The sequence below is a fragment of the Halomonas sp. 18071143 genome (assembly GCF_019211725.1).
GTDB lineage: Bacteria > Pseudomonadota > Gammaproteobacteria > Pseudomonadales > Halomonadaceae > Vreelandella > Vreelandella stevensii.
Genome location: NZ_CP078120.1, coordinates 1,531,242 through 1,545,884 on the forward strand (window position 1 = coordinate 1,531,242; position 14,643 = coordinate 1,545,884).

The following is a 14,643-nucleotide window of genomic DNA, read 5'->3' on the forward strand; positions in this document are numbered from 1 at the left end:
GAGCGTTATGCAGCGTTTATTGGCAATGGCAGTGCTCTACGTGTGGAGCACGGTGGCGGTGGCGGATGTGCCACTGAGTGAAGATATCATTCTCGACCTGAATGGGTTGCAGAGCCAGTTGGCGGAACTTTCCGGTTCTGGTGCAGAGAATGAGTCGTTGGACGCGATCCTGAGTCGCGTGCGCGCCCAGGCTGCCAGGCTGGCCTCGGGCAATCGAGCCGATCAGTGGGCCAGCGCGCTATATCATCAATTGGCGGCCAGTGCGCTGGTGCGTCAAGAGGTGCCCGAGGCGGCAGCGGATGAGCTGGCTAGTGCCCGCCAGCGTACCAGCGTGCCGAACAGTCAGCGGCTGCGCTGGTTGCGTGACGAAGCCTCCCTGCGCCGCGCGGCAGGTCAACGCTCTCAGGCCATCGAGCTTTACGCGCAGTGGCTCGGCGAGTCGGCGGGCCATGAGCGCTACCTTGAGTCGGTTTGGGCGTTGGTGCGCCTATTGGCAGAAGAGGAGCGCTGGGAAGAGGCCCTCGAATGGCTCACCCCTCAGTTGGCGCCGGGCAGAGAGCTGAGTGATGCCCAGCAGGCGCTGGTCAACGTCGTGCTGCGCCAGGCAGGCGAAGGCGAGCAGGCGCTGGCTTGGCTGCTGGAGAGTCTGAGCGAGCGCAGCAGCGCCGAGGAGTGGCGTCAGGCGGCTGGATTGGCGCAGCAGGCGGGGCTGCTGGGCGCTGCTGCAGGCGTCTGGGAAGCGGCCTGGCAGATGGGCAAGTTCACCGCCCCCGAGGATCGCTTGACCCTGATTCGGCTGCACCTGGCAGGCGGCACGCCAGCGCGTGCCGGTGAGCATCTGGAGGCAGCGCTGGAAGCAGGGGAGCTGCCTGATGATGAAGAGACGCTGCGCTTGCGAGCCACGGCCTGGCAGCAGGCCCGGCATGTCGAGCATGCCCTGAACGCTTGGCAGGCGCTGGCTGATACTACTCAAACGGCTGACGATTGGCGCCAGTATGGTCAGTTGGCCTACGCGTGGGGTAATGAGTCGCTGGCGAAAGAGGCGCTCTCGCGAGCGGCGGAGCTGGGCGACGAACAGGCCGAGCAGTGGCTTGGCTATTTCGATTGAGGGGGCTCAGGGGATGAGCCGTGCCGCCCGGGCGGGCGGCAGCCAGGGCGCAGGTCAGTCCGCCAGCGTCAGCGAAAAGTCGCTCCAGGTGGGCGCGTGATCCGAAGGTCGCTCCATGGCGCGCAGGGGATAGTCGATACCTGCATCGGTGACCCGCTGTGCCAGAGGGGGCGAGACAAGGATGTAGTCGATGCGCAGCCCACGCTTGGGCTCCCGATCAAAGCCCTTCGAGCGGTAGTCGAACCAGCTGAACCATTCGCTGTTGTCGGGGTGGCAGAGCCGATAGCTGTCGCTGAGCCCCCACGCCTTGATGCCCGCTAGCCACTCCCGCTCGATGGGCTGAAAGCTGGCCTTGCCATCACGCAGCCAGCGTTTTCGGTTGGCTTCCCCAATGCCGATGTCCTGGTCTTCGGGGGAAATGTTGAAGTCACCCATGACGGCGAGATGCTCTTCCGGGGAGTGCTGCGTGGCCAGCAGATTGGCCAGCTGCTGGTAAAAGCGCTCCTTGTGAGGAAATTTGGTGGGGTGTTCGACGTTCTCGCCCTGGGGGAAGTAGCCGTTCCACACGGTGACCGGCTGGCCGTCGGTGGTCAGCAGGCGCACGCCGATCATGCGTCGCTGAGCATCTTCCTCATCATCAGGAAAGCCGTAGAAGACCTGCTGAGGTTTCTGTCGGCAGAGCAAGGCCACACCGTAGTGGCCCTTTTGGCCATAGTGAAAGGTGTGGTACCCCATGGCTTCCACATCGGCCAGTGGGAATTCGCTATCCTGCACCTTGATTTCCTGCAGGCCGATCACATCAGGGCGATGGGTATCGATGAGCGCTTGAAGCTGATGCAGCCTTGCCCGGATGCCGTTGATATTGAAAGACACCAGACGCATCAGGAGGGCTCTCCCGAAGAGGAGTCGCTCCCCTTGTCGGGGTGGATGGCAATGTTCTGGCCACTTTGCTGGCGTGCCAGCTTGCGCACGGCCTGCAATTTGCGCTGTTGCTGTTTCTTGGCCACGAAACGGCGTGATGAGGTCACCTGATCCGGGTTTTCATGGCGCCACTTTTTGTAATCCTTGCGGCGACCGGTGCGGATCGTCACCTTGTCTGCCAGTGAACGAGTCTTTTTCTTACGCGTCATCGTCGCGCTCCTTGGGTTAATTTATGCCTCATTCTAACAGGCAAGGGCGCTCCTTCGACAGCAGAGCGCGCTCTTATCGCCAAGCCCTGCTACAATGCGCGATTCGTGATGCCTAACCTCCACAGCAATGGACAGATACACAGCCTATGAGCGAGTCGGAACAGATCACAGCATCGGACCAGAACCGCAAGCCTAAACGCCGTCGTCGCAAGCCGCGTCGCCGTCAGTCGAACTGGGATCTTCGTCAGTTTCAGGTGCCCGCCGTTGCCGGCAAGTGGCGCTTCCATGACTTTGATCTGCCGCTACCCTTGATGCGCGCTATTCATGCCCAGGGCTATGAATACTGCACCCCCATTCAGGCAGAGGCGCTGCGCCACACGCTGCTGGGTGGCGACATTGTGGGCAAGGCCCAGACGGGCACCGGCAAGACCGCCGCCTTCCTGATTTCCGTGCTGGCCTACTTCCTGGAAGAGCCCGCGCCGGATGGCCAGAAGCCGGGGGCTCCCCGTGCGCTGATCATCGCCCCCACCCGCGAACTGGCGCTGCAGATCGAGAAAGACGCCAAGGCGCTCGCCCGCTTCACGTCGTTGAACGTGGCCAGCGTGGTCGGTGGCATGGATTACCAGAAACAGCGTGAGAGCCTCGGCAAGAAGCTCGATATTTTGGTGGCCACGCCTGGCCGTCTGCTCGACTTCCATCAGAAGCGCGACATCGACTTGTCCGAGACCGAAGTGCTGGTGCTCGACGAAGCGGATCGCATGCTTTCCATGGGGTTCATCCCGGATGTGAAGCGCATCATCCGCTACACCCCCAGGAAAGAGGAGCGTCAGACGTTCCTGTTTTCGGCCACCTTCACCGACGACATTCTCAACCTGGCCAGCCAGTGGACGCAGGAACCGGCCCACGTCGAGATCGAAGTCACGGTAGAGAATCAGGCCGATATCGACCAGCGCGTGTACCTGGTGTCGGATGACGACAAGCAGCGCCTGTTGGTCAAGCTGCTGGAGCAGGAGAGCTTCGAGCGGGTCATGGTGTTCGGCAACCGTCGGGATCTGGTGCGCAAACTCGATGATCTGCTGAAAAAAGCAGGCGTGAGTGCCGCCATGCTGTCGGGTGACGTGCCCCAGAATCAGCGCATCAAGACGCTGGAAAGCTTCCGCGAAGGCGAGATCCAGGTGCTGGTGGCCACCGATGTGGCCGGTCGTGGCATCCATATCGAAGACGTCAGCCACGTGATCAACTACACCCTGCCGGAAGACCCGGAAGACTACGTGCACCGTATTGGCCGCACCGGTCGTGCCGGTGCCAAAGGGGTGTCGATCAGCTTCGTGGGTGAAGAAGACGCCTTCTCGCTGCCGGAAATCGAGCGCTACATCAACGGCAAGCTGCCCTGCGAGCATCCGCCGGAAGGCATGCTGTAACGCACATGCTGGATAACGCGCTCAAGGCCGATATTCAGCAAGCGTACCGTAACGTGGTGGAGCAGTTAGCGCTGACCCCACGCTACGGTCAGCGGCTGATGATTGCCGAGATTGCCCGCACCCTGGGCGATATTCAGTGCGACAGCGATGGCAAGCGCACCAGCGACAGCCACGTTTGCGTATTGGAAGCCGGTACCGGCACGGGCAAGACGCTGGCGTATCTGATTGCAGGCTTGCCCATTGCCAAGGCCAAGGGCAAGCGACTGATCGTGTCCACGGCCACGGTGGCCCTGCAAGAGCAGGTGTTGCATCAGGACCTGCCCTCGCTGGCCAAGCACAGTGGCATCGCCTTTCGCTACGCGCTGGCCAAAGGGCGCGGGCGCTATGTGTGCGTGGCGCGGCTGGATCAGGCCCTGGAGGGCAGTGAGCCAAACCCGACCATGTCGCTGTTCGAGCACTCCTTGCAAAGCGATAGCAGCGACTATCAGGTGCTTGCCAGCGACCTGGCCGATGCCTATGGCAAGGGCGAGTGGCAGGGTGACCGTGATACCTGGCCTGACACCATCGATGATGCCCACTGGCGTCAGCTCACCGTCGATCACCGCCAGTGTACCGGGCGCCGCTGCGGCCATTTCGGTGCCTGCGCGTTCTTCCGCTCACGTCGTGAGCTGGAAGATGCCGATGTCATCGTGGCCAACCACGATCTGGTACTGGCGGACCTGGCCCTGGGGGGCGGCGCCATTCTGCCGGACCCTGCCGACTGTATCTTCATCTTCGACGAAGGCCATCACCTGCCGGACAAGGCGCTGTCGCACTTTGCCCACCGCTTCGCGGTGCATGGCTGTCTGCGCTGGCTCAAGACGCTGCGCAGCAGCTTGACCGATCTTCACCAGGGTTTGGCGGTTCAGCCCACCGTGGCCCGGCTGTTGGCCAGCCTGCCTGAAGTGTTGCATGGCCTGGAGCCTGCCCTGGGAGACGTGTTCAGCCTGGGGCATCAGCTGGCCGGGCGTGAGCAGGGGCTGGCGGATGAAGAGGCCAGCCACCAGCAGCGTTTCGAGAAGGGCGAGGTGCCGGAAGCGCTGCGCGAGCAGGCGCGGCAGCTGCTGGTGATGTTTGCCACGCTATCACGCAGTCTGGAAAGCATTGCCGATATTCTGCGTGAGAGCCTGGACCCGGACAAGCAGACGGGGCTGGACCGCGATCAGGCCGAAGCCTGGCTACCGCTGGTGGCGCTGCTGCATGGTCGCGCCCTGGAAGCCCACGCGCTCTGGCAGGCGTTCAGCGAGCAGGACCCGCCCAATGCGCCGCCCTGTGCGCGCTGGATCACGCTGAGTCGTGTAGCCGGTGAGCCCGAAATCGAGTTCTCCGCCAGCCCCGTCTCGGCGGCGCATACGCTGGCCAAGCATTTGTGGGGGCGTTGCCACGGCGCGGTGGTCACTTCTGCCACCTTGACGGCACTGGGGCGCTTCGAGCGTATTCAGGAGCGCGCTGGCCTGGCCAGTCGCTATCGGTACCAGGCGCTGCCTAGCCCCTTCGATTATGCCAACGCGGTGCTGCGCGTGCCTGTCGAAGCCACGGACCCCAGCGACCGAGAGGCCCATGAGCGTGCCATCGTGCGCTGTGTCTCCCAGTTGGGGGAGGATGAAGCGGTGCTGGTACTGTTTTCGTCCCGGGCCCAGCTCAGGGCGGTAGAAAAAGTGCTGCCAGCGGCCTTGAAAGAGCGCTTGCTGGCGCAGGATGCGCTGCCCAAGCGGGAGTTGATCGAACGGCATCGAGCAGCGGTCGATAGCGGCAAGGGGAGCATCATCTTCGGCTTGGCCAGCTTTGCAGAGGGCATCGACCTGCCCGGGGATTACCTGACTCATGTGGTCATCACCCGATTACCCTTTGCGGTGCCCGATGACCCGGTGGGCGCCACGTTGGCCGAGTGGATCGAAAGCCAGGGCGGCAACTCTTTCATGCGTATCAGTGTGCCCGATGCCTCCATCAAGCTGGTGCAGGCCTGTGGTCGGTTGATCCGCAAGGAGAACGACCGGGGCGTGATTACGTTGCTGGACCGCCGCGTGATCACGCGGCGCTACGGTCAGGCGCTGCTGGATGCCTTGCCCCCGTTCAGACGTGACATTCAGGCCTGAAATCGGCGGCGGGTGATGCCCATAAAAAAACGCCCCGCCGGAGGGTCCGGCGGGGCGTTGGCGGGTCAGCTTCAGGCAATACGCTTGGCCAGTGCCGGGGCCAGTTTCTCGTTCATGCGCGTGAAGGTTTCGACGGTCGTGTCCCAGTCGATACAGGCATCGGTGATCGAGACACCGTACTGCAGTTGACTCAGGTCGGCGGGCACTTTCTGGGCACCCCAGCCAATGTTGGACTCGACCATCAGGCCGATGATGGAGCGGTTGCCTTCCAGAATCTGGTTGGTCACGTTTTCCAGTACCAGCGGCTGCAGGGCCGGGTCCTTGTTGGAGTTGGCGTGGGAGCAGTCGATCATGATGTTGGCCGACAGTTTGGCCTTGCTCAGCTCCTTTTCGGCCAGCGCAACGCTGACGCTGTCGTAGTTGGGCTTGCCGTTGCCGCCGCGCAGTACCACGTGGCCGTAAGCGTTGCCCCGGGTGCGGATGATGGCGACCTGGCCCGCCTGGTTGATGCCCAGGAAGTTATGCGGGTTGGCCACCGACTGCAGGGCGTTGATGGCGACATCCAGGCTGCCGTCGGTGCCGTTCTTGAAACCGACCGGGCAGGAGAGGCCTGAGGCCATCTCGCGATGGGTTTGTGACTCGGTGGTACGGGCGCCAATGGCTGACCAGCTAATGCAGTCCTGTAGGTACTGGGGCGAGATCGGGTCCAGTGCTTCCGTGGCCAGGGGCAAGCCCATTTCGGCCAGGTCGACCAGCAGTTTACGGGCGATGTGCAGGCCTTCGTCGATTTCGAATGAGTCGTTCAGGTGGGGGTCGTTGATCAGCCCTTTCCAGCCCACGGTGGTGCGTGGCTTTTCGAAATAGACGCGCATCACGATGTACAGGCTATCGCTCACCTTGTCGGCCAGCGCGCGCAGGCGGCGGGCGTAATCCAGTGCAGCATCCACGTCATGGATGGAGCAGGGGCCAACGACCACCAGCAGGCGCGGGTCGTTGCCATCCAGGATGTTCTGAATGACGCGGCGGCCTTCCACGACGGAGCGCTCGGCGGCTTCGGTGAGAGGAATGGCTGCCTTCAAGGCATCGGGGGTGGTGAGAACGTCCTGAGCGAGGACGTTGAGATTGCTAACCTGTTGATCAGACATCTTGCTACCTGTACATGCGCGATGGGCGAAAAGTGGTCACTACTATGGCGTGTCGCGGTGGTAAAAATCAATTGTTACGGAACTTTGCATTAAGGAAAAATGTCAGCCGCAGGGTTTCAAGAAAGGGGGTAAGCGCTTGATGCGCTGCAAAGAACGCGTAACACTAGACAGCATTGGCGTTATGCCACCGAACGCCCTCCAGAACAGGTGGGGCACCCGGGCCTCGTCGCCCGGTGCTCTCCATGACGATTAATCAATGCCCAAGGGACACTATGCTGCTTGCTGTGAAGGCCCGATTAACAGGGCGACAAGAACATGAAGCGACCGGCGTGATGTCGGCGCGGAAGGAGCGTGTGAATGGGCACTCGTGAAACGGACCAGCAGTTGGTTGAGCGTGCCCAGAAAGGCGACACACGCGCTTTCGATCTTTTGGTAAAGAAGTATCAACACAAGATCATCGGCCTTATTGGGCGCTATGTGCATGATCACGCCGAAGTGCAGGATGTGGCGCAGGAAGCGTTCATCAAGGCGTATCGCGCGTTGGGCAAGTTTCGTGCAGAAAGTGCTTTCTATACCTGGATGTACCGGATCGCCATCAATACGGCGAAGAACCACCTGGTATCCAGAGGGCGTCGCCCACCCGGCAGCGACCTGGATATCGTCGATGCCGAAATCGTCGATCAAAGCGGCCGCTTGGCCGACTCCGAGTCTCCCGAAGCTTCCATCGCGCGGGACCAGTTGGAAGCCGCCGTGTTCGAAGCCATCGAGCGCTTGCCGGATGACCTGCGCACGGCTATTACCCTGCGTGAGCTGGATGGGTTGGCCTACGAGGACATCGCGCAAATCATGCAGTGCCCGGTGGGTACGGTGCGCTCGCGTATTTTCCGTGCCCGGGAGGCGGTAGACGAGCACATTCGACCGCTGGTCACCACGGCGCGCAACAGTCGTGAAGAGCCCTGAGCGTGGGGATGCTGCCTATGCATGGACACAAACATTTACGTTTTTGCTTTTTTTGTGAACTGTCTGGCGAGTCAGGCGTCATAAGGGCTGCCAGCGCTAATGAGTTGAGCCGTTGAGCAGCAAGCTCATGTTGCCTGCCAGTAGGGCCATGGCGTTGTGCAGACGGTGATAGATAATCCAAGTCTTGGCCTGCGAGGTTTTGCGGCTAAAACACGCACTAGCCGTGTTGTCGTGAAGCTTCTTCAAACACAGTGTGAGGGTGTGAAGTATGAGTCAAAACACACGGGAGTCACTTTCCGCATTGATGGACGGCGAAAGTGATGAGCTGGAACTTCGCCGAGTGTTGAAATCACTACCTGACGACGCCGACGCGGCTGAGACTTGGCGCCGCTATCATCTGGCGCGCAGCATGATGCAACGCGAACGCGAAGTGGATGTCAGCGTCGATCTTTCGGCGGGCATCATGGATCGCTTGCGTAACGAGCCCGTCCCGATGGCAGAGCCCGTCGCGGCATCGAACAGCCGTGTCGGCGGCGTCTCGTTTGCCCGCGGTGCTGGTGTGGCAGCGGCCGTTTCCCTGATGGTGATTACGGGCGTCCAGTTCTTCAATAGCGGCACGGGTACCAGCGGCCAACCTGATGGGAGTATTGCTGCGCAGCCCGGTACCGGCGTGGGTGCTCAGGTGCAGCCAGTCAGCTTGTCAGGTGCCCAGACAGGTGCCTTGGCAGCCTCCGATATGCCGATGTTCGAACCTACGCCGTTCCGGATCAATGGGCAGGCAGGTAATAGCGGCTTGATGAACGTCAGCGAAGCCGGTTTCGCGGCTCCGTCTGCGCCGCAAAGCGTCATGGCTCAGCAGCCAACGTCCATCGATATCGATCAGTTGCGTCTGTTGCAGTCCTACCTGGAGCAGCATGCTCAAGGGGCGGCTAGTGGCGGTGGTGACAGCTGGATGCCGCTGATGCGCTCTTCGGTCACCGAACCTCTGGGACAGCGTTAATGTTGGAGAGAGTGGCCTGAGCATTATGGCGATGGACAAGTGCCGACAGTGGAGAATCCAGACCGCAGCGTCTGCTGGGCTCGTAAGCCTGTTCTCCTTTTCCACGCCGGTCATCGCAGAGCAAGCGCCCGCATTCAGCTGCGATGACCTTACCTCCTTTACTGCGCCCGCCAACGTTCAGGATTGGCTTGTGCTCAGCAAGCAGGCCGGTCACTGCTACGACTTCCAGGCCAGGGCCGTCTCCATCGATGCTTTGGGAGTGCGTACCCTGGCGCTTTCACATCGTATTCGAGATGGCGTTCGGCAGCAGGTCGTTCAGCATCTGGATGGCCCTTCCGTGAGTGTCGAGCGTCAGTCCGCCGTGGGCTATCGCGCCCGCTTTACCCTAGAAGATCAAGAGACCAGCAGCTCAGCGGAAGCCTGGGCCGCTCACGTAGCCCATTATTATGAGATCGAGCTGCTCAACGATGATCGTGTCGCGGGTCGCGAAGCCGTGCAGCTCAAGTTTGCGCCGCAGGATGGCGAGCGCTATCAGCATGAGTGGTGGCTAGACAAAGAGACGGGGCTGCTGCTCAAGCATGTCATGCGTGATAGCCAATCGCGGGCGCTGGAAACGTTTCAGATTACTCAGCTGCAAGCCCCGGTTCTGTATGAAGGCGAGATTGCCCATCCTGCTTCGCCGGAGGAGCCTGCGATGAGTTGGCAGGCTGAGTGGTTGCCGGATGGCTTCGTTTCCCAGCCGGTCGAGACCGGCTCGTTATCGGGTCAGCGTGTTTACAGCGATGGCTTGGCGTCTATCAGTCTGTTTGCAGCGCCCGTCGAACAGCAGACGCTGTCGGAAGGCAGCCACCAGTTAGGTGTTTCTACGGCCACGGTATCGCTGGTCGAGGTCGGCGATCAGCGCTGGCAGCTGGTCGGTGTCGGCGAGTTGCCGTCTGATGTCATGCGTCGTATCGTTCAGTCCATCGTGATTCAGCCCTGATGTCATTGACCGAGCACACGACGTGTACCTCGCTTTATCGCACCGGTCGCGTGGTGGGGTATGCCCAAGGGCGGCTGATAGTGGATGTGTCGGTGGCCAGCGAATGTGATGCCTGCGCCAAGGGGCGGGGTTGTGGCATGGGCCTGCTGGCGCGCCGCCAGTACCAGCGTGTCGAGGTGCGGCCTGAGTGTCTGGAAAGCCAATTGGCAGAGCGTTACCCTTTGGGCAGTGCGGTGACGCTGACGGTGGAACGGCAAGCCATTGGCTATCTGGCGCTTTTGGTCTATGCCGCGCCCATGCTACTGGCGCTGGTCGTGTCGGGGGCGATTGCCAGGGTGGCAGAGAGCCAGTGGATCAGCGCGGGTGCCTTTTTTGGTACCTTGGCGTGCGCCTTGGTGGCGCTTGGATTTCTTATGCGCGGGGGGATGGAACGCTTCCGTCCGCGTTTGGTCAGTTAGTTGTCCTGTAGCTCGCTAAGAGTTGCACTTCCATACTGTCGTCCCTGCTTGACTAGGAGCTGTTTCATGAAGCGCTTGGTTCTCCCCTCAACGTTATGGTTATGCCTGGTTGCGCTGTTCATGGTGGGCCACAGTGCCCAGGCCCAGACCTTGCCCGATTTCACGGTGCTGGTAGAAGAAGCCGCGCCGGGCGTCGTCAATATTTCTACCACGCGAACGGTGCAGCGCAGCAGCTCGCCGTCGATACAAGGCTTTGGTGGTCAGGACATTCCCGAAATCTTTCGCCACTTTTTTGGCGACAGCTTCCCGGCTCCGCCCAGTGGTGGCCAGGGGCGTAGCCAGGAGCGGCAATCCCTGGGTTCGGGGTTCATCATCAGTGAAGATGGCTATGTGATGACCAACGCCCACGTGGTACAGGATGCCGATGAGATTCTGGTGCGCCTCAACGACCGTCGCGAGCTGCCCGCCGAGCTGATCGGCAGCGACGTACAAACCGACGTTGCCCTCCTGAAGATCGATGCCAGCGACCTGCCGGTACTCACCCTGGGAGACTCCGACGAACTCAAGGTCGGAGAGTGGGTAGCGGCCATTGGCTCGCCGTTCGGTTTCGACCATTCGGTCACTGCGGGTATCGTCAGTGCCATCAACCGAACGCTGCCACGGGACGCCTATGTCCCCTTCATCCAGACCGATGTGGCCATCAATCCGGGGAATTCCGGTGGCCCGCTGTTCAATCTGGAAGGTGAAGTCGTGGGGATCAATTCTCAGATATTCACCCGAAGCGGTGGTTTCATGGGCTTGTCGTTTGCCATCCCGATCAACGTCGCCATGGACGTTGCCAGCCAGCTGCGTGAAGATGGCCAGGTGAACCGTGGTTGGCTGGGCGTGATGATCCAGCCGGTGTCTCGTGATTTGGCCGAGTCGTTTGGTATGAGCGAAGCCATCGGTGCGCTGATTGCCGATCTGGACCCTGAGGGGCCTGCCGCGCAGGGTGGCCTGCAGGCTGGGGATGTGATTCTGGAAGTCAATGGCGAAGAGGTCGATCGTTCCAGCACGTTGCCGCGCCTCATCGGGCGTGTTGCCCCTGGCAGCGATGTGGAGCTTACCCTGATGCGCGATGGTGAGCAGGTGACTGAAACCATCGAACTGGGTAGCTGGCCGGACGCCCAAGGCGTCGAGCAAGCTTCCAGCAGCAACAATCAGATGCGACTAGGTGTCGCTGTGGCCGAAGTGGATGAAGCCACGCGCGAGCGGCTCAACATCACCGGTGGCGTAGAGGTTCGTCAGGTGGAGCCGGACAGCGTTGCCGCCCAGGCGGGGCTCCGTCCGGGAGACATTCTGGTCAGCCTCGACCACCGTAGCGTTGCTTCTGCGGATGAGCTGATGCGAATCGTCGAAGCCTTGCCCACCGATCGTGCCATCCCGCTGCGCCTGTATCGTGATGGACGCTCACTTTTTGTAGCGCTGCGTCTGGAATAAGTACGCTTTTCGCTCCCTCCAGTCCGGCGGTTCTCGCCGGACTGCTGTTCCTATCCCCCGCATATCGCTACAATAGCGCTTATCTTTTGACGAACTTTGGCAATGCAGTGGTGCGGTGCTCACGTGACGCCTTGTTGGCGCGGTCCCCAACACCATCGCTTGCGTACCAATAAGGCAGAACACACTCGATGTCTCATGACGTTTCCGGCGGAAAGCTCAAGCATATTCGCAATTTCTCCATCATCGCCCACATCGACCACGGTAAATCGACACTTTCCGATCGTCTGATCCAGACCTGCGGTGGCCTGACCGAGCGTGAGCTGAAGGAGCAGGTGCTCGACTCCATGGATATCGAGCGCGAGCGTGGCATTACCATCAAGGCGCAGTCGGTGACGCTGGACTACACCGCAGCCGATGGCCAAGTCTATCAGCTCAACTTCATCGATACGCCAGGGCATGTGGACTTCTCCTACGAAGTATCCCGCTCGCTATACGCCTGTGAAGGAGCGCTGTTGGTAGTGGACGCCGCTCAGGGTGTCGAAGCTCAGTCGGTGGCCAACTGCTACACCGCCATCGAGCAGGGCCTGGAAGTGCTGCCAGTGCTCAACAAGATCGACCTGCCCCAGGCCGACCCGGACCGCGTCTCTCAGGAAGTGGAAGAGATCATCGGGCTGGATGCCACCGATGCCTGTCAGGTGTCGGCCAAGAGCGGTATTGGTATCGACGCGTTGCTGGAGCGTCTGGTACGCGATATTCCGCCCCCCAAAGGGGACCCGGATGCCCCCTTGCAGGCGCTGATCATCGACTCCTGGTTCGACAACTATCTCGGCGTCGTTTCGTTGGTGCGGCTGTTCGACGGTACGCTGCGCAAGGGCGACAAGCTGCGCATCAAATCGACCGGGCGGGATTGGAACGCCACCGAAGTGGGCATCTTCACGCCACTGCGTAAGGAGACCAATATCCTGCGCGCAGGGGAGGTCGGTTTCGTGGTGGCGGGGATCAAGGAAATCCACGGTGCCCCGGTCGGTGATACCATCACCCATACCAAAACCCCGGATGTCGAGCGCCTGCCGGGTTTCCAGAAGGTCAAGCCGCAGGTGTACGCCGGTATGTTTCCGGTCAGCGCCGATGACTACGAAGACTTTCGCGATGCGCTGGAGAAGCTGGCGCTAAACGATGCGTCGCTGGAGTACGAGCCGGAAAACTCGGATGCCCTGGGCTTCGGTTTCCGCGTGGGTTTCCTTGGTACCCTGCACATGGAAATCATCCAGGAGCGTCTGGAGCGCGAATACGACCTGGACCTGCTCACCACCGCTCCCACAGTAGTGTATGAGCTGGCCATGAAAAATGGCGACATCAAGTATGTCTCCAACCCCTCCAAACTGCCGGACATGGCCGACGTCGACGAGATGCGCGAGCCCATCGTTCGGGCCAGCATTCTGGTGCCCCAGGAGTACGTGGGCAACGTGATTGCCGAGTGTGAGCAGCGCCGTGGTACCCAGCTGGACATGCAGTTTCTGGGCAACCAGATTCAGCTCACCTACGAGCTGCCGATGTCGGAAGTGGTCATGGACTTCTTCGATCGCTTGAAGTCGATTTCTCGCGGTTACGCGTCGCTGGAGTATAACTTCGAGCGTTTTGAGGCCGCCAAACTGGTGCGCTTGGACGTGCTGATCAACGGCGACAAGGTCGACGCACTGGCGGTCATCATCCACCGGGATCATGCCCACACCCGCGGCCGTCTGCTGGTGGAGAAGATGAAAGAGCTGATTCCGCGTCAGATGTTCGACGTGGCCATTCAGGCTGCCATTGGTGGGCAGGTGGTCGCGCGCTCGACAGTCAAGGCGCTACGCAAGAACGTGACCGCGAAGTGTTATGGCGGCGACGTCAGCCGCAAGAAGAAACTGCTGGAAAAACAGAAAGCCGGTAAAAAACGGATGAAACAGGTGGGGCGTGTTGAAATTCCCCAGGATGCCTTCCTTGCTGTGCTCAAGGTCAACGACTAGGGACTCGACCCCACATGGATTTTTCATTATTACTGGTACTTGCCGTCATACTCTCCGGGGCCATCTTCCTGCTGGATGTGCTGGTGCTGCGGCCCAAGCGCCGTGAGCGGGTGGCCACTGCCGAAGCGGCCACGGTAGACGGGCTGGACGATGCCACCCGGGAAAAGCTCCTCAAGGAGCCATGGCCGGTCGACTACTCACGCTCTTTCTTCCCTGTACTGCTGGTAGTGCTGGTAGTGCGGAGCTTCATCGTCGAGCCGTTCCAGATCCCCTCTGGCTCCATGAAGCCGACGCTGGAAGTCGGGGACTTCATTTTGGTGAACAAGTTTGCCTACGGCCTGCGTTTGCCCGTGGTGCATCACCGCTTTTTGGAAGTGGACGACCCGGAGCGTGGCGATGTCATGGTGTTTCGTTTCCCGGACGAGCCCTCGGTGAACTTCATCAAGCGTGTGGTGGGGCTGCCCGGAGATCGCATTCGTTACGAAGGCAAGCAGCTCTACGTGAACGGCGAAGCAGTCAGCAAGGTGCTGGTCGAAGAGGGCCCGGCACTGTCACCCCAGCAGCTGTTGTTGGAAGAGCAGCTGGGCGAAGCGAGGCATTTCATTTATAACAACCCGCGTGATCCGGGGCCGCAAATGCGTGAAGTGGTGGTGCCGGAAGGGCACTATTTCACCATGGGTGATAATCGTGATCACTCCAACGATAGCCGCTACTGGGGCTTTGTTCCGGAAGACAATATCGTTGGCCGTGCCTTTGCGGTCTGGATGCACTGGGATGGTGGTTTGCCCAGCTTCAGCAGCGTGCGGCGCATCGAATGAA

Annotated in this window: 13 protein-coding genes; 10 read left to right on the forward strand and 3 right to left on the reverse strand. The window is 60.8% G+C overall.

The window, feature by feature from the left end:
- Positions 1-7 precede the first annotated feature (7 nt).
- Positions 8-1,108 carry a hypothetical protein gene (locus KVY02_RS07105; RefSeq protein WP_081137126.1) on the forward strand — a complete coding sequence of 367 codons (1,101 nt, stop codon included), beginning with the start codon at positions 8-10 and terminating at the stop codon, positions 1,106-1,108.
- Between the two features lie 54 nt (positions 1,109-1,162).
- Here the strand turns inward: KVY02_RS07105 and xthA are convergent, their stop codons facing one another.
- Positions 1,163-1,990 carry an exodeoxyribonuclease III gene (xthA, locus tag KVY02_RS07110; protein ID WP_016913575.1) on the reverse strand — a complete coding sequence of 276 codons (828 nt, stop codon included), beginning with the start codon at positions 1,988-1,990 and terminating at the stop codon, positions 1,163-1,165.
- The gene (locus KVY02_RS07115; RefSeq protein ID WP_016913576.1) at positions 1,990-2,238 is read right to left on the reverse strand and encodes a hypothetical protein; all 249 of its coding nucleotides are present in this window, start codon (positions 2,236-2,238) and stop codon (positions 1,990-1,992) included. Before KVY02_RS07115 ends, xthA begins: the two co-directional genes overlap by 1 nt.
- Positions 2,239-2,384: 146 nt before the next feature.
- Here KVY02_RS07115 and rhlB point away from each other — a divergent pair, with 146 nt between their 5' ends.
- Together rhlB and dinG are read left to right on the forward strand one after the other, a co-directional pair.
- Positions 2,385-3,659 (forward strand): ATP-dependent RNA helicase RhlB, encoded by a 1,275-nt coding sequence (rhlB, locus tag KVY02_RS07120; protein WP_081137127.1) that lies wholly within the window; start codon positions 2,385-2,387, stop codon positions 3,657-3,659.
- A 5-nt stretch (positions 3,660-3,664) separates the two neighbouring features.
- Positions 3,665-5,794: an ATP-dependent DNA helicase DinG gene (gene dinG, locus KVY02_RS07125; RefSeq protein ID WP_218314850.1), complete on the forward strand. Its 2,130-nt coding sequence runs from the start codon at positions 3,665-3,667 to the stop codon at positions 5,792-5,794.
- Positions 5,795-5,865: 71 nt separating this feature from the next.
- Here dinG and KVY02_RS07130 read toward each other — a convergent pair whose 3' ends face one another.
- Positions 5,866-6,939 (reverse strand): 3-deoxy-7-phosphoheptulonate synthase, encoded by a 1,074-nt coding sequence (locus KVY02_RS07130; protein WP_081194074.1) that lies wholly within the window; start codon positions 6,937-6,939, stop codon positions 5,866-5,868.
- A 357-nt stretch (positions 6,940-7,296) separates the two neighbouring features.
- Between KVY02_RS07130 and rpoE the strand changes: the two genes are divergently transcribed.
- The 7 genes from rpoE to lepB all read left to right on the forward strand — a co-directional run bounded on the left by rpoE (position 7,297) and on the right by lepB (position 14,642).
- Positions 7,297-7,899, forward strand: a complete 603-nt coding sequence (rpoE, locus tag KVY02_RS07135; protein WP_039177195.1) for an RNA polymerase sigma factor RpoE — start codon at positions 7,297-7,299, stop codon at positions 7,897-7,899.
- Positions 7,900-8,167: 268 nt separating this feature from the next.
- Positions 8,168-8,899: a sigma-E factor negative regulatory protein gene (locus KVY02_RS07140; RefSeq protein ID WP_081194073.1), complete on the forward strand. Its 732-nt coding sequence runs from the start codon at positions 8,168-8,170 to the stop codon at positions 8,897-8,899.
- Between the two features lie 25 nt (positions 8,900-8,924).
- Positions 8,925-9,881 (forward strand): MucB/RseB C-terminal domain-containing protein, encoded by a 957-nt coding sequence (locus tag KVY02_RS07145; RefSeq protein ID WP_256357582.1) that lies wholly within the window; start codon positions 8,925-8,927, stop codon positions 9,879-9,881.
- Positions 9,881-10,339 (forward strand): SoxR reducing system RseC family protein, encoded by a 459-nt coding sequence (locus KVY02_RS07150; protein ID WP_256357583.1) that lies wholly within the window; start codon positions 9,881-9,883, stop codon positions 10,337-10,339. Before KVY02_RS07145 ends, KVY02_RS07150 begins: the two co-directional genes overlap by 1 nt.
- A gap of 66 nt (positions 10,340-10,405) precedes the next feature.
- Complete coding sequence (locus KVY02_RS07155; protein ID WP_218314851.1) at positions 10,406-11,818, forward strand: DegQ family serine endoprotease; 1,413 nt, start codon at positions 10,406-10,408, stop codon at positions 11,816-11,818.
- Positions 11,819-12,006: 188 nt separating this feature from the next.
- Positions 12,007-13,824, forward strand: a complete 1,818-nt coding sequence (gene lepA, locus KVY02_RS07160) for a translation elongation factor 4 (RefSeq protein WP_016913586.1) — start codon at positions 12,007-12,009, stop codon at positions 13,822-13,824.
- Between the two features lie 14 nt (positions 13,825-13,838).
- Positions 13,839-14,642: a signal peptidase I gene (gene lepB / locus KVY02_RS07165; RefSeq protein WP_016913587.1), complete on the forward strand. Its 804-nt coding sequence runs from the start codon at positions 13,839-13,841 to the stop codon at positions 14,640-14,642.
- Position 14,643: the final 1 nt, after the last annotated feature.

What these genes read in the sequence shown, in the direction of transcription:
- KVY02_RS07115 (WP_016913576.1), bottom strand. Translation starts at nt 2,238, where the DNA reads ATGACGCGTAAGAAAAAGACTCGTTCACTGGCAGACAAGGTGACGATC.
- rhlB (WP_081137127.1), top strand. Translation starts at nt 2,385, where the DNA reads ATGAGCGAGTCGGAACAGATCACAGCATCGGACCAGAACCGCAAGCCT.
- KVY02_RS07140 (WP_081194073.1), top strand. Translation starts at nt 8,168, where the DNA reads ATGAGTCAAAACACACGGGAGTCACTTTCCGCATTGATGGACGGCGAA.
- xthA (WP_016913575.1), bottom strand. Translation starts at nt 1,990, where the DNA reads ATGCGTCTGGTGTCTTTCAATATCAACGGCATCCGGGCAAGGCTGCAT.
- KVY02_RS07155 (WP_218314851.1), top strand. Translation starts at nt 10,406, where the DNA reads ATGAAGCGCTTGGTTCTCCCCTCAACGTTATGGTTATGCCTGGTTGCG.
- KVY02_RS07145 (WP_256357582.1), top strand. Translation starts at nt 8,925, where the DNA reads ATGGCGATGGACAAGTGCCGACAGTGGAGAATCCAGACCGCAGCGTCT.
- KVY02_RS07105 (WP_081137126.1), top strand. Translation starts at nt 8, where the DNA reads ATGCAGCGTTTATTGGCAATGGCAGTGCTCTACGTGTGGAGCACGGTG.
- rpoE (WP_039177195.1), top strand. Translation starts at nt 7,297, where the DNA reads ATGGGCACTCGTGAAACGGACCAGCAGTTGGTTGAGCGTGCCCAGAAA.
- dinG (WP_218314850.1), top strand. Translation starts at nt 3,665, where the DNA reads ATGCTGGATAACGCGCTCAAGGCCGATATTCAGCAAGCGTACCGTAAC.
- KVY02_RS07130 (WP_081194074.1), bottom strand. Translation starts at nt 6,939, where the DNA reads ATGTCTGATCAACAGGTTAGCAATCTCAACGTCCTCGCTCAGGACGTT.
- KVY02_RS07150 (WP_256357583.1), top strand. Translation starts at nt 9,881, where the DNA reads ATGTCATTGACCGAGCACACGACGTGTACCTCGCTTTATCGCACCGGT.
- lepA (WP_016913586.1), top strand. Translation starts at nt 12,007, where the DNA reads ATGTCTCATGACGTTTCCGGCGGAAAGCTCAAGCATATTCGCAATTTC.
- lepB (WP_016913587.1), top strand. Translation starts at nt 13,839, where the DNA reads ATGGATTTTTCATTATTACTGGTACTTGCCGTCATACTCTCCGGGGCC.